Raw genomic sequence first — 14,636 nt, 5'->3', positions numbered from 1 at the left:
GTTCAGACCGACGTCTGTTCGCCGTCGATCAGGATGCTGTTGCCGGTCGCGGCGAAATCCGCGCCGGCGCTCGCGATCGCGATGCCGACGATCTCGCGCGCGACCTCGTCGTCCGCCGTGGCGAGCTGGGCCGCCGAGAGCATCGCGCAATTGACCCGGAGGCCCCGCGCGCGCCAGGCCTTGGCGACCGCCTTGGCCAGCGTCCTGATCCCCTCGGCCGCCATCGCCTGCGCGGCGGTCCCCGCCACGCCGATCATGCCGATATTGGGCAGCGCGATCAGCAGCGCGCCGCCCGGCTCGCGCATCCGCGCCGACACCGTCGCCAGCAGGTGCCGGACATCGTCCATCGGCCGCTCGGCGAGATCGATCCAGGCGTCCTCCGCCAGCGTGGCGAGATCGTCGGTGCGAATGTCCGCGATCGGCAGGGCGACGACCAGGTCGACCGCCTCCGTGCCCGAAAGGTCCCGGCCGGCCCGCTCCACCGCGAATCCTGCCTTCGCGATCGCGGCGGCGACCGCACCGGCCAGCGGTCCCTCGCCCGCCACGATCGCCCGTCGTTCGTCCCCGCTCATAGCATATAGGCTCCGCCCGTGAGGATCAGCGTCTGGCCGCTGACGAACCGGCTCTGCGGCCCGAGCAGGAAGGCGACGCCCGATCCGATGTCGCTTTCGCAATCGCCGATCCGGCCGAGCGCGGCGCGGTTCGAGATGACCGGCACCATGTGCGGGTGCAACTCGAAGAATTTGTCCATCGCCGGGGTCAGCGCGACCGGGGCGATGCCGTTGACGCGGATGCCGAGCGGCCCCCATTCGCGCGCCAGGCTCTTGATGAAGCCGCGCTGCGCGCCCTTCATCGCCGAATAGGGAGCCAGCGAGGGATTGCCCTCGATCCCGGCATTGGAGGTCAGCACCACCAGCGTGCCCCGGCTGTCGCGCAGCGCCGGGAAAGCCGCCTGCGCGCAATATAGCGTGCCGCGGAAACTGACCCGCAGCTGGTCGTCCCAATTGTCCTGGGGCACATCCTCGATCGAGACCGGCTCGCTGGAGAAGCCGCTGACCGCGTTGTGGACCAGCCCGTCGAGCTTGCCGAACGCCGCGACCGTGCCGGCGATCGCCGCCGCGACGCTGGCGCGGTCGCCGACGTCGCAGGTCAGCGCCGCCGCCCGGCCGCCGCGCGCGATGATCTCGTCGGCGACGGCCTGCGCCGTCTCGATCCGCCGCGCGGTGACGGCGACGGCCGCGCCCTCGGCGGCGGCAGCGAGGGCGATCCCCCGGCCGACGCCCTGCGCCGCGCCGGTGACGAGCACCGAAAATCCGTTCAGAGACATGTGACCAGATTTTCCCCGATCGAAGCCCGTTCTTCGAGGCCGTTGCGCTCGATGACGAGGTTCAGGTGGCGGTCGACCTCGACGACATAGCCGGGTGGGCAGATCGTCGTGGATTCGGGCTCCTCGACGATCGCGGGACCGGCGAAGGCGTCGCCGGGCGCGAGCCGGGCGCGATCATAGACGGGCGTGTCGACGAAGGCGCCGGCCGCCGCGAAATAGGCCGGCCGCGACCGCTTCACCGCCTGCGCGGCGTCGCCCGGGCGCGGCGCGTGGACCGCCTGCTCGGGCTTGCGGACATGGGCGACGACCCGGACCTTGCAATGGACCAGCGTGCAGCGGTCGGTCGGCCGCAGCCCGGCGGTCGCGGCATAGAGCTCGCGGAAGCTCGCCTCGGCGGCGGCGATGACGGCGGCGTCGACCGGGCCGTCGGGGATCGGGATGGTCAGGTCGAGCACCTGGCTTTCGAAGCGGATCGACACCGCGCGCTCGACGACGATCCCCTCCTCGAACCCGTCGCGGCGGAGCTGCGCGCGTCCCTCCGCTTCGAGCTGGGCGAACTGCGCGTCGAGCGCGGCGAAATCACCGGCCGAGACGTCCGCCGCCATCGCGATCTGGTCATAGGCCATGTCGGCGACGAGCAGCCCGAAGGCGGAGCGGACCCCCGGCGACGGCGGGATGATCACGGTCGGGATGCCGAAATGCTCGGCGACGCCGACGACGTGGAGCGGCCCCGCCCCGCCCGAGGCGGTCAGCACATATTCGCGCGGGTCGATGCCGCGCTGGAGCGTGACGATGCGGATCGCCGAGGCCATGTTGGTGTTGGCCAGCATGTGGATGCCGCGCGCCACCCCGGTCGCGTCGATGCCGAGCTTCGCCGCCAGCCGGTCGGCCGCCGCGCGGCTGCGGTCGGGATGGATCCTCATCGTCCCGCCGAGGAAATAATCGGGGTCGAGATAGCCGAGCAGCAGGTTGGCGTCGGTCACCGTCATCTCGGTCCCGCCAAAGCCGTAGCAGGCCGGCCCCGGTTCCGAGCTGGCGCTCTCCGGGCCGAGCTGGAGGAAGCCGCCGCGGTCGACCCAGGCGATCGATCCGCCGCCCGCGCCGACCTCGGCCAGGTCGATCACCGGCACCTTGATCGGCTCGCCCGCGTCGCGCCCGCCCGCGCTCGCCTTGCCGCCGACGCGGAAGTCGTTGGTGATGCGCGGCTGGCCGTTCTGGACGACGCCGGCCTTGGCGGTGGTGCCGCCCATGTCGAACGAGATCAGGTTGTCGAAGCCGCAGGCGCGGCCAAGCTCGGCGCTCGCCATGATGCCGGCGGCGGGGCCGCTCTCGATCATGTAGGCGGCCTTGCGCGCGGCCGCGGCGGCGGTCATCACCCCGCCGCTCGACTGCATGATCTGCAACGGCCGGGCATAGCCCAGGTCGCGCAGCGCCCGTTCCAGCTCGTTGACATAGCCGGAGAAGGTCGGGCCGATATAGGCCGACAGCACCGCCGTCGAGGCGCGCTCATATTCCTGATATTCGGGCCAGATGTCGGACGAGATGCAGACATAGGCATCGGGCATGTGGCGGCGGGCGATCTCGGCCACGCGCTGCTCATGGTCGGGATTGGCATAGCCGTGCATCAGGCAGATCGCGACCGCCTCGGGCCCCTTGGCGGCGAGCGCCGCGATCCGCGCCTCGGCGTCGGCGACGTCGAGGGGGGTGATCACATGGCCGAGATGGTCCATCCGCTCGCATATCTCGGCGACCATGCCGCGCGCGACCAGCGGTTCGGGCCGGCGATAGCTCAGGTCGTAGCGGTTCGATCCGATCGGCTTCTGCTTGCTGATCCGGAACATGTCGCCGAAGCCCAGCGTGGTGACGAAGCCGACCTTCGCCCCCTTGCGTTCCAGCACCAGGTTGGTCGGCAGGGTCGTCGCATGGACGACGCGGTCGAGCTGCGCCCCCGTCGCCCCGACCAGCGCCAGCGCCTCGCGCACCGCGTTCATCACGCCCCGAACCGGCTCGGTCGGGGTGGTCAGCGTCTTGACGTTGCGGACCTCGCCGGTCTGGCTGCAGACGATGACGAGATCGGTGAAGGTGCCGCCGACGTCGACGCCGACGAAATAGGTGGAACGATCAGCCACGGCGCAGCCCCTCGGTCGCCGCTCTGTCGATGCCGGTGCGATCCGCGTTGAGCACGACCCCGTAAACCTCCCTTGCCGCCTCGATCGAGACGATCCCCTCCTCGACGTCGGCGAGCACCAGCGCCGGATCGCGCTCCAGCGGATCGCCCAGCCCGCCGCCGCCGGGGCACATGACGGTCAGCACGTCGCCCGCCTTCAGCCGGTGGTTGGTGATCTTGCCGGGCAGCGCATATTCGCCGGCCTCGCCGCGGTTGACGATCCAGGCCGCGCCGCTGCCGGCCAGCCCGCCCTCGATGCCGGGCGGGGGGCGATCGAAGCGGTCGGTGGCCCGCGCGGTGATCACCACGTCGGTCTGGAACTCGATCTCCTTGACCAGCCCCGCGCCGCCGCGCCAGCGGCCGGGACCGCCGGTGTCGGGCGCCAGCCGGTAGCAGCGGTAACGGACCGGATGGCCCCACTCATAGCCTTCGAGGTTGCGCTCATAGCCGGCCTGGCCGTGGAACAGCAGCGGCAGGCCGTCGCCGCCATCCTCGCCGTGCCGCGCCCCGCACGATCCGAAGCAGACGTCGAGCATGCTCCACAGCCCGCCGCCGTCCGGGGTCGCGCCCTGGATGTTGAGGGTATGGACGGTGGCGCCGGGCGCCATCGAGCGGGTCTCGTCGATCACCGACAGCGCCTGCAGCACCGCGTCGATCACCGCCTGCCCCGTCGCCAGCCGGATGTTGCACGCCGAGGGATAGGAGCAGTTCACCACCGTGCCCGGCGGCAGCAGCACCTCGATCGGGCGATAGAAGCCCTCGTTCATCGGAATGGTCGGGTCGAGATGGCAGCGCAGCGCATAGTTGATGCACGACAGGGTCTGCGACGCGGTCGAGTTGATCGCGCCGGTCGCCTGTTTCGCGCTGCCGCTGAAGTCGAGCCGGCATTCCGATCCGTCGATCTCGATCCGGACATGGACCGGATAGTCGCGGTCGGGGATGATGCCGTCATTCTCGACCGTGAAGCTGCCGGTATAGACGCCGTCGGGCATCTCGGCGAAGCCCTGGCGGACGAGCCGCTCCGAATAGTCGAGCAGCTCGTCGATCATTGCGCCGAGCGGTTCGTAGCCGAACTTCACGACCATCTCCGCCAGCCGCAGCGCCGCGACGTTGCCGCCCGCCGCCAGCGCGTTGATGTCGCTCATCAGCTTGGCGGGGGTGCGGCTGTTCGAGCAGATCAGCCGCGTCACCGCCTCATCGAGCTTGCCCGCGCGGTAGAGCTTGGTCGGCGGGATGGTCAGCCCTTCGTGAAAGCATTCGCTGGCATTGGCCGGCAGTCCGCCCGACGACAGGCCGCCCAGGTCCGACACGATCATCATCAGCCCGCAGTAGAAGGCGGGCCTGCCCTCGTGGAACACCGGGCGGAAGGCGCCGACGTCGGTCGGGTGGACGCCGCCGGCGAAGGGATCGTTGACGATCAGCACGTCCCCCTCGACCAGCGTCTCGGGCGGATGATCGCGCAGCACGGCCCGCAGCATCGCGCGCAGCGCGGCCGAGTGCATGATCCCGACCTCGGTCTGCGCGATCAGCCGGGCGTCGGCGTCGTAGAGGGTGCAGGCGATCTCGGCCGAGGCCGCGACGAAGGTCGATCCCGCGCTGCGCGCGGCGCGGATGCCCGCCTCCTGCGCGACCAGCATCAGGCTGTTCTTGACGACCTCGCACAGGATCGGGTCGAGCCCCCGGCTCGGTTCGACGGCACCGCCGGTCGGCTGGCTCACCTCAGTTGTTCCTCGTGTCCTTCAGCCAGGTCGGCATGTCGATCGGCGGATTGGGAAGCGGGACGATGCCCTTGTCGGCGAGCAGCTTCTCATAATCCTCGCGGTTGGCGGGAAAGGAGCGCGGGTCGCCCATCATCACCTCGAACAGCTTGACCCCGTCGGGCCCCGCGATGAACGGGCCGAAGGTGTCGCCCTTGTCGAGCGCGATATGGGTGCCGGCCGGGCAATGGATGTCGCCGCACATCATGTCGCCGTCGAGGACGAAGACGACGTGGTTGCTGTTGTGGCCGTGCGGGCGGACCACCATGCCCGCATCCCATTCGGCGTAGAGCGACAGATATTTGTCGGAGAACTCCATCCACTTCTCGCGGACCGAGGCGGTGCGGTCGCCATGCTGCTGGCGGCGGACCTCCTGCCACTTGAAGTCGTCGAGATGGGTGAAGCGGGCCTTCTTGTTGAGATTGGGGTCGACGGTCTCGTCCATGCATCCTCTCCGATGATCTTCTCTCAGCGGGCGTGCGCTTTTTCGCGATCCGCCCCTTGTTTCGTGTTGGCGCGCTCCGCGTCAGGGATGCCCTGGATGCGGGTGCCGGCGATCGTCACCCGCTGCATCATCCGTCGCTCGCGATAGTCGGCGACGGCGTAATGCTGCACCGACCGGTTGTCCCAGAAGGCGACGTCGCCGGTGTTCCAGCGCAGCCGCACCTGGAATTCGGGGCTGCGGACATGGTCGTAGAGCAGGCGCAGCAGCGCGTCGCTCTCGGCCCGGCTCATCCCGTCGATCGCCACCGTCCAGTTGGCGTTGACGTTGAGCAGGCGGCGGCCGGTCTCGGGATGGACCGCGACGACCGGGTGGAGCACCGGCGGCCACTGGTCGACCTTGTCGCGCAGCGACGCGCCCATGACATGCTTGGTCCGCTCGGCCATCTGCTCGAGCGAGTGGATCGCGTCGAGCCCGTCGAGCATCGCCCGCAGGTTGGGCGACAGCGCCTCGTAGGCGACGTACATATTGGCGAAGCAGGTATCGCCGCCGATCGACGGCAATATCTGCGCCTGGAGGATCGATCCCATCGGCGGCGCCGGCATATAGGTGTTGTCGGCGTGCCAGCTGTCGGCGCCCTCGCCCTTCGGGTTCTTCTGGTCGAGGACGATCACCTCTGGCGCGGGCGACGACGCCGTGCGGAACAGCGGCGGATCGATATCGCCGAAATAGCGCCCGAAGCGGACATGCTCCTCGACCGACAGCTTGCGCTGCCCGCGGAAGAACAGGACCAGATGCTCGAGCAGCGCGGCGCGAAGCTCCGTCACCACGCCCTTGTCGAGCGGCTGGGACAGATCGACGCCGTGCACGTCCGCCCCGATATTCGCCGTCACCTTGCGGATGTCCATCCGTACAACCCTCTCCTGTTTGTCCTGCGATCCGGCCCGCCGGTCAGGCCGGCGAGACCACCTCGCCCGGCAGGTTGGTGGTCAGCGCGCCGTCGAGGACGATCGGCCGGCCGTTGACGATCGTCGCCTTGACGCCCTTGCCCCATGCCTTGAACCGCCCGACGCCGCCCGGCAGGTCGCGCGCGAATTCCTTGCGCCACGGGCCGATCGTCTCGGGATCGAAGATCATGATGTCCGCCGGGCCAGTCACCTTCAGCGTGCCGCGATCGACCAGGCCGAGCAGCGAGGCCGGGATCTGGGTGATCTGGCGGATGCCCTCCTCCAGCGTCCAGGCGCCGCGATCGAGCACCCAGGAGCGCAGGAAGTAGGAGCTCCAGTCGGCCGCGTCGTCCTTGGCGAGATGGGCGCCGCCGTCGGACACGCCGACGATCATGCGCGGGTCCTGCTGCGCCACGCGCACCGCCTCGGCCCATTCGGGCGTCTCGGTGCGCCAGCGGAACTCGGTCGCCATGTCCTCGTCGAGCAGCAGGTCGAGCACCACGTCGCCGGGCGCCTTGCCCGTCTCCTCGGCGATCTCGGCGACACTCTTGCCCTGCAACCCGGCGTTGCGATCGTTCGCGACATGGTCGACGAACAAAGCGGTCCACAGCGGCGGCGGCAGGATCGTGCCCTTCTTGGGGTCGCGGTTGTAGTTCTCGACCGCCTGGCGCATCTCGTCGCGCGCGGCGGGATCGCGCAGCATGGCGTCGCGCTCCGCCTTCGGCAGGCGCATCATCGCATGCCACGACGCGACCGCCGCATAATGGGGACATTCGGGGCTGAACACGACCGGCCGATCGAACGGGCGGGAGATCAGCAGCGAATAGACCGGCGCGCCCGCCGCCGTCGCCCGGTCGAGGAACTCGACCGACGCCTCCCAGGTCGCGGTCGGCGCATCGACCTTGTTGCGTCCGCCCAGCCCCTGGATGATCACCGGCACGCCCGATCGCTTGCCGAGCTCGATCAGATAGTCCTTGTCCTCCTCGTTGAGGCCGCCGATCGAGCTGGCCGGCAGGAAGGTGATCGATCCCTTGCCGAAACGGCCCAGCTCCTCGGCCAGCGCGAGGAACTCGCTGCGCTCGGCGAGGCGCGACGGCACCGGATCGCCGTTGATGTCCATATGCACCGCCGCCGCCGAGGAGGAGAGGCCGGCGGCCCCGGCCTCGAGCGCCTCGGCGAGCATCGCCCGCATTTGCCGGACCTCGTCCTCGGTCGCGGCGCGACGGTGCGAATCGTCGCCCATCACCCAGCGGCGCAGGTTCGAATGGCCGACATAGCAGGCGAAGTTGATGCCGAGCCTGCCCTTGCGGGTCTGGAGGAACTCGTCGAACGTCTCGAACTCGTCCCAGCGGACGGCGCCGAGCGCGATCGGATTCATCTCCTCCACCCGGGCGAAGATGCCCTTCAGATATTCACGGTCCTCCGCCTTGCACGGCGCGACCGAGAAGCCGCAATTGCCCGCCAGCACCGTCGTCACGCCATGGAAGCAGGACACGGTGGCATAGGGATCGAAGGTGATCTGCGGATCATAATGGGTATGCGGATCGACAATGCCGGGCGCGACGATGCAGCCCTTGGCGTCGATCTCCTCGTCGGCGGTCGCCTCCGCGAGATGCGCGAACTTGGCGACCTTGCCGTCGCGGATGCCGACGTCGAGCCGGCGGCGCGGCAGGCCGGTGCCGTCGACGACGATGCCGTTGCGAATCAGCAGATCGAAATGTTCGGCAACGCCCGTCATCCACTTCTCCTATCGATGGGGCGCGCCTTGCCGTCGCAGCGGCCGGCTGAATCGCCCGATGACTCGCAATCTATCTACCAACCGATCGCTTGTCTATATCGACGAGAAGAATGATGGCGTGCCGTCCCGCATGACGACGCGCCGTCATTTAACATATAAAAATCAATATTTTATCTCCTACATCCTCGCCCTACCTCAGCCCAGTCGATGAAATTGAGAATCTCGAATTGCCGGAAAATAATACTAAGCACTCGATAGGTTTATGACTGATCGTCGATCCGCTTCCCTCGCCGTCATTCCCGCGAAAGCGGGAATCCATGGACGGCGGCACCCAGCAGCAACGGACGTCCCGTAACCGTGGATTCCCGCTTTCGCGGGAATGACGGCCCGGCGTTGATGCCCTGCATGTTTATGCCAGGTCGACCCAGACCGACTTGGTCTGCTGATAGCCGCGCAGGCTCTCCATCCCGCTGTCGCGGCCATAGCCGCTGTCCTTGTAGCCGCCGAACGGCACCGCCCAGTGCAGGCGGCGATAGGTGTTGACCCACACCGCCCCCGCCTCGATCGCCGCCGCCATGCGGTGGGCGCGCTTGAGGTCGTTGGTCCACAGCCCGCAGGCGAGGCCGTAGTTCGAATCATTGGCGATCGCGACCGCCTCCTCGGCATCGTCGAACGGCAGCACGCAGGCGACCGGGCCGAAGATCTCCTCGCGCACCGTGCGCGCCTGGTTGTCGAGCCCGGCGAACAAGGTCGGCTGGACGAAATAGCCGCCGGCATGGGGCGATCCGGCGCCGAACACCGCCTCCCCCGCCTGGCCGCCGCACAGCGCCTCGCCGCCCTCCTGCCGGCCGAGGTCGAGATAGGACTTCACCTTCTCGAACTGGCGGTCGAGCGCGATCGGACCCATCTGGCTGGCCGCGTCCATCGGGTCGCCGAGCCGGATGCCGGTGATGATCTTCACCATCCGCGCGATCATCTCGTCATAGATCGGCCGCTGCACCAGGATGCGCGACCCGGCGATGCACGACTGGCCGGCGGCGCCGTTGAAGATGCCCATCGTCGTCACGCCGATCGCGGCGGCGTCGAGGTCGGCGTCGGCGAAGACGATGTTGGCGGACTTGCCGCCCAGCTCGAAGCTCAGCGGCTTGATCGCCTCGGCCGATCGGCGGGTGATCGCCCGCGCGGTCAGGGTCGATCCGGTGAAGCTGATCTTGCCGACGTCGGGATGGCCGGCGATCGCGTCGCCCGCCTCCGCCCCGAGGCCGGCGACGACGTTGACCACGCCGGGCGGGAAACCCGCCTGCTCGAACAGCTCGGCAAAGACGAGGATCGAGCAGGAGGCGGTCTCGGCCGGCTTGACGACGACGGTGTTCCCCGCCGCCAGCGCCGCGCCAACCTTCGCCGCGAACACCGATCCCGGCGAGTTCCACGGCACGATGATGCCGACCACGCCGATCGGCTCGCGCTGGACATAGTTCACGCTCGCCGGGCTGACCTGGATCGTCTCGCCATGGATCTTGTCGGCGGCGCCCGCCCAGTAATGGAACATCTGCGCGATCGCGGGGATGTCGCCGGCGCGGGTGTCGGTGATGATCTTGCCGTTGTCGCGGGTCTCGATGACCGCCAGTTCCTCCAGCCGGGGCCCGACCAGCTCGGCCACCTTGCGCAGCAGCGCCGCGCGCTGCGCCGCCGCCATCTGCCGCCACGGCCCCCGGAAGGCGCGCTTCGCGGCGGCGACCGCCGCGTCGATGTCGTCGGCGCGGCCGTCGGGGATCTGCGCCCAGACCTGCCCGGTCGCCGGATCGATGCTGTCGATCCAGCCGCCGTTCGCGGCCGGCCGCGACTGGCCGTCGATCAGATTCTGGAAGCGCCGCACGCGTGTGTCGGCGCGGTCATAGTCCGCCATGTCGTCTCCCCATTCCCGTCAGAGCAAGGCGCGGTCGATCGCGACCACGGTCTTCGCGGTCTGCGCCCGGTCGGCCTCGGCGATCGCTTCGCCGATGTCGTCGAAATCGAAGGTCTTCCCCACCAGCTCGTCGAGCTTGAGCATGCCGCGCTCGTAGAGGCCGACGATGCGCGGAATCTCCCGCCCCGGGATATTGCCGCCGCCGAGGCAGCCCATCAGCTTGCGCTCGCCGAACAGCAGCCCGGCATTGACCGAGACGTCCGACGCCCAGGGCACGCCGCCGATCATCACCGTCGTCCCGCCGCGCCCGGTGAAGCCGACCGCCTGGCGGATCAGCGCATGGTTGCCGACCACCTCGAAGGCGAAGTCGACGCCGCGCGGCTGGAGCGCCTTGACCGCGGCGTCGACCTCGGCCGGATCGCCGCCGCTCTGGATCAGGTCGGTCGCGCCCATGTTCGATGCGATGTCGAGCTTCGCCCGGTTGGTGTCGATCGCGATGATCCGCGAGGCACCGGCGATCCGCGCGCCCTGGATCACGTTGAGGCCGACGCCGCCGCAGCCGATCACCGCGACGCTGGTCCCCGGCGTCACCTTGGCGACGTTGAACACCGCGCCGAGCCCGGTCGTCACCGAACAGGCGCAGAAGCAGAGCCGGTCGAGCGGCAGGTGCGGCGCGACCTTGACCAGCATCGCCTCCCGCATCACCGCATATTCGGCGAGCGAGCCGACCCCGACCATCGGGAAGACCATGCGGCCGTCCTGCGAGAAACGGGTCGAATCGTCGGCCATGCGCCCGACCGCGCTCTTGAACTCGGGGCCGTCGCAGAACTGGAGCTTGCCGCTGCTGCACGGGTCGCAATGGCCGCAGGGCCCGAACATCGCCATCACGACATGGTCGCCGCGCTTGAGGTCGCGGACGCCGGGCCCGACCGCCTCGACCACGCCCGCGCCCTCATGGCCCAGGATGACGGGCCGGTCCTTGCCGACATTGCTGCGGTTGTGGACGACATGGAGGTCCGACCCGCAGATGCCCGAGGCGGCGATCCGGACCAGCACCTCGCCGAAGCGAGGCTCCTCGACCGCGACCTCTTCCAGTCGGGGGGTATTACTGTCTTGGTGCAACAGGGCTGCGCGCATCCGGCTCTCCTTCCTCGCCTCTCCGGGCAAGCGGCGCGAACCTAACACCACCCCTCTAACCGGACAATCGCTTGTTTCCTAAATATCATAATGAGCGCGCTTCAACAGCCGAAGGAATCCCGATAATATCGGATATTATCCGCCGGTTTTTTCTAGCGACACATCGCCCCGCCCGCTCGCAACGAAAGAACCAACCGATCGGTTGACAGACAGGACGGCCCTTTCTAGCCTTCCCGTCCGACGAGAAGCGCGGAGCACCGATCGGGAGAGGCGGGCATGGCGAGCCAGAGTGCCGGCTTGGGCGAATATGTCGCGCAGGGGACCACCCCCGTCGCGCGGGCGCGGCGGATGCTGGCGATCTTCGTCATGACGGCGGGCGGCTGCTTCACCGGGCTGATGACCACCGCCCTGTCGCCCAGCATGGTCGCGATCAAGGCGCATTTCGGGCATGACGCCTCCGCCGCGCTCGTCGCGCAGCTCGTCGTCACCACCGCCAGCCTCGGCGTCGTGATCGGCGGGCCGGTCGCGGGCTGGCTGATCCAGCGCTTCGGCATCCGCGCCGTGCTGCTGGGCGCGCTGCCCTGCTACGGGCTGTGCGGTTCAGCCGGCCTGCTGCTCGAAAGCGCGACCGCGCTGTTCGCGTCGCGCTTCGGCCTGGGCTTCTGCGCCGCGACGATCTTCACCGCATCGGTGACCCTGCTCGGCGACAGCTTCGTCGGCGGCGGGCGATCGCGCGTGCTCGGCTTCAAGACGACGGTGGCGGCGGGCTTCGCGGTGCTGTCGGTGATGCTGTCGGCGCGGATCGCCGAGGCCGCCGGCTGGCGCGCGCCCTTCGCCCTCTACGGCGCGACCGCGCTGGCGATGATGCTGATCGTCCTGTTCGCGGTCGAGGCCCGCCCGCGCGAGCAGGCGCGGACCGTGGCGGCGCCGGCCATGCGCGGGCTGCTGATCCTCTGGCCGGTCTATGCCATCCTGATCGCGATATCGGCGATCACCATCCTGCAACAGACGCAGGTGCCGCTGCTGCTCGCATCGGATCATGACGCGCCGCCGACGACGATCGGCTGGGTGATCGCCGGCGGCACCGTCGCCTATACGATCGCGTCGATCTTCTACGGCAGCCTCCACGTCCGGCTGGGCCCGCGCCGGATGTTCGCGCTGAACCTGGCGCTGATCGGATCGGGCGTGTCGGTGCTCGGCCTGTCGCATGACCTGCTGCTGTCGGCGGCGGGATGCCTGCTGCTGGGATCGGGCGGCGGGCTGATGCAGCCCTATCTGCTCAACGTCGTGCTCGACCGCACCGCCGCCGAGACGCGCGGCCGGGCGATCGGGCTGGTCTCGCCGGCGATCAACAGCGGCCAGTTCCTCAGTCCGCTGCTGTTCTTCCTGCTGTTCGCCGGGCTGGGCGGGCACGGCGCCTTCCTGACGATCGGCATCATCCTGTTCCTGTCGGCGCTGGCCGGGCTGCGCAGCGGCGTGCCGGCCGTCCGCGCCGCGCCGGCCACCTGACTGGAGGTTCCCATGTCCTTCGACCTTCTGATCCGCAACGGCACCGTCGTCGACGGCACCGGCGCGCCGCGCTTCGACGCCGACGTCGCGGTGAAGGACGGCCGCATCGCCGCGATCGGCGCGGTCGCGGGCGACGCCGCCCGCACCATCGACGCGAAGGGCATGATCGTCGCCCCCGGCTTCGTCGATCCGCACACCCATTATGACGCCCAGATGTGCTGGGACCTGCTGCTGACCCCGTCGAGCTGGCACGGCGTCACCACGGTGGTGCTCGGCAATTGCGGGGTCGGCGTCGCGCCCTGCCGGCCCGGGGACCGCGACAAGGCGACCTGGGACCTCGTGAACCTCGAGGCGATCCCCTATGAGACCCTCGCGCAGGGGCTGAGCTGGGACTGGGAAAGCTTCCCCGACTATATGGACGCCGCCGAGCGGCGCGGCTGCGGGCTCAACCTCGCCTTCCTCGCCCCGCTCGCGCCGTTCCGCCGCTATGTGCTGGGCGACGAAGCGATGGAGCGCCCGGCGACGGCGGAGGAGACGACGCGCATCCGCGCGCTGCTGCGCGAGGCGATGGCGGCCGGCGCGGTCGGCTTCTCCTCGACCCAGGCCCCGTCGCACATCGGCTATCAGGGCAAGCCGCTCGCCAGCGTGCCGGCCAGCGCCGACGAGCTGGTCGCCTATGCCGCCGAACTGGGCGCGATCGGGCACGGCGCGATCGAGATGGCGATCGGATCGGTGGCGCCGTGGATGAAGCCCGCCGACTATGAGCTGCTCGACCGCATGCTGGAGGCCAGCCGCGCGCCGCTGACCTTCCTCGCGCTGATGAAGTTCCTCGACAAGCCCGAGGCGCATCTCCGCGCGATGGAGCAGGTCGCGCCGCTGGTCGCGCGCGGCGCGCGGCCGCAGATGCATTCGACCAACCTGGTCAGCGACCTCAACCTGCGCGATCCGTTCATGCTGTCGTCCTTCGCGTCGCTGCGCGGCGTGTTCAACCAGCCGCGCGAGGTGCAGGCGGCGATCTACCGCGATCCCGCCTTCCGCCGGGCGTTCCGCGACGAGATCGCCGAACAGGCCGCCGCCTTCCACGGCGACTGGTCGATGGTCTGGGTGATCGCGACCGGCCGGGCCGATCTCGAACGGCTGATCGGCCGCACCCTGGTCGAGATCGGCGCGGAGCGCGGGCAGGACCCGCTCGACGCCTTCTTCGACCTCGCCCTGGAAGACGATCTCGCGACCGCGTTCACCGCCGTCCGCTTCGGCGTGCCGGAGGAATTCCTCGGCGATCCCCGCACCCTGATCGGCCTGTCCGACGGCGGCGCGCATGTCGGCATATTGTGCAACGCCGGCTACACGACCGAGATGCTCGGCGACCTCGTCCGCCGGCGCGGCCTGCTCGACCTGGAGACGGCGGTGATGCGGCTGACCTCGGACCCGGCCGACGTCTTCGGCCTGTCCGACCGCGGCCGGCTGAAGCCCGGCCTCGCGGCCGACATCGTCATCTTCGACCCCGCGACGGTGGGATCGGACAGCGCCCGGCCGGTGCCGCGCGATGACCTGCCCGGCGGCGCCCGCCGCCTCGTCGTCGAGGCCGAGGGCATCCGCCACGTCATCGTCAACGGCGCGATCCTGTTCGAGGAGGGCCGCCACAGCGGCGCCTATCCCGGCCGGGTGCTGCGCCCCGGCCGCGCCAGCGCGTGAAGGAGGCCGCC

At 69.5% G+C, this 14,636-nt stretch carries 11 protein-coding genes; 2 read left to right on the top strand and 9 right to left on the bottom strand.

Annotated elements, in window-relative coordinates; genetic code table 11:
- Positions 1–2: 2 nt before the first annotated feature.
- The 9 genes from HRJ34_RS22700 to HRJ34_RS22660 form a co-directional block, all read right to left on the bottom strand.
- Positions 3–572 carry a hypothetical protein gene (locus tag HRJ34_RS22700; RefSeq protein WP_029993873.1) on the bottom strand — a complete coding sequence of 190 codons (570 nt, stop codon included), beginning with the start codon at positions 570–572 and terminating at the stop codon, positions 3–5.
- Positions 569–1,327 (bottom strand): SDR family NAD(P)-dependent oxidoreductase, encoded by a 759-nt coding sequence (locus tag HRJ34_RS22695; protein WP_208632464.1) that lies wholly within the window; start codon positions 1,325–1,327, stop codon positions 569–571. The genes HRJ34_RS22700 and HRJ34_RS22695 overlap by 4 nt, the downstream gene beginning before the upstream one ends.
- The gene (locus HRJ34_RS22690; RefSeq protein WP_208632463.1) at positions 1,318–3,456 is read right to left on the bottom strand and encodes a hydantoinase/oxoprolinase family protein; all 2,139 of its coding nucleotides are present in this window, start codon (positions 3,454–3,456) and stop codon (positions 1,318–1,320) included. The genes HRJ34_RS22695 and HRJ34_RS22690 overlap by 10 nt, the downstream gene beginning before the upstream one ends.
- Positions 3,449–5,212: a hydantoinase B/oxoprolinase family protein gene (locus HRJ34_RS22685; protein WP_208632462.1), complete on the bottom strand. Its 1,764-nt coding sequence runs from the start codon at positions 5,210–5,212 to the stop codon at positions 3,449–3,451. Before HRJ34_RS22685 ends, HRJ34_RS22690 begins: the two co-directional genes overlap by 8 nt.
- 1 nt (position 5,213) lies before the next feature.
- Positions 5,214–5,696 (bottom strand): hypothetical protein, encoded by a 483-nt coding sequence (locus HRJ34_RS22680; protein ID WP_029993878.1) that lies wholly within the window; start codon positions 5,694–5,696, stop codon positions 5,214–5,216.
- Between the two features lie 23 nt (positions 5,697–5,719).
- On the bottom strand, positions 5,720–6,601 hold the full coding sequence (locus HRJ34_RS22675) for a TauD/TfdA dioxygenase family protein (protein ID WP_208632461.1): 882 nt from the start codon (positions 6,599–6,601) through the stop codon (positions 5,720–5,722).
- Positions 6,602–6,644: 43 nt separating this feature from the next.
- Positions 6,645–8,378 carry an N-acyl-D-amino-acid deacylase family protein gene (locus tag HRJ34_RS22670; RefSeq protein ID WP_011952924.1) on the bottom strand — a complete coding sequence of 578 codons (1,734 nt, stop codon included), beginning with the start codon at positions 8,376–8,378 and terminating at the stop codon, positions 6,645–6,647.
- A 409-nt stretch (positions 8,379–8,787) separates the two neighbouring features.
- Positions 8,788–10,284 (bottom strand): aldehyde dehydrogenase family protein, encoded by a 1,497-nt coding sequence (locus HRJ34_RS22665; protein WP_208632460.1) that lies wholly within the window; start codon positions 10,282–10,284, stop codon positions 8,788–8,790.
- Positions 10,285–10,302: 18 nt separating this feature from the next.
- A complete protein-coding gene (locus HRJ34_RS22660; protein ID WP_208632459.1) occupies positions 10,303–11,421 on the bottom strand; it encodes a Zn-dependent alcohol dehydrogenase in 1,119 nt (372 codons plus the stop codon).
- 276 nt (positions 11,422–11,697) lie between these two features.
- On the opposite strand from HRJ34_RS22660, the gene HRJ34_RS22655 reads away from it, so the two are divergent.
- Both HRJ34_RS22655 and HRJ34_RS22650 read left to right on the top strand, forming a co-directional pair.
- Positions 11,698–12,930: an MFS transporter gene (locus tag HRJ34_RS22655; RefSeq protein ID WP_208632458.1), complete on the top strand. Its 1,233-nt coding sequence runs from the start codon at positions 11,698–11,700 to the stop codon at positions 12,928–12,930.
- 12 nt (positions 12,931–12,942) lie between these two features.
- Entirely contained in the window at positions 12,943–14,625 is a 1,683-nt protein-coding gene (locus tag HRJ34_RS22650; protein ID WP_208632457.1) for an N-acyl-D-amino-acid deacylase family protein, read from the top strand.
- Positions 14,626–14,636: the final 11 nt, after the last annotated feature.

The sequence above is a fragment of the Rhizorhabdus wittichii genome (assembly GCF_017607425.1).
In the GTDB taxonomy this organism is placed as follows: Bacteria; Pseudomonadota; Alphaproteobacteria; order Sphingomonadales; family Sphingomonadaceae; genus Rhizorhabdus; species Rhizorhabdus wittichii.
This window is presented reverse-complemented; position numbering and strand designations above follow the sequence as displayed.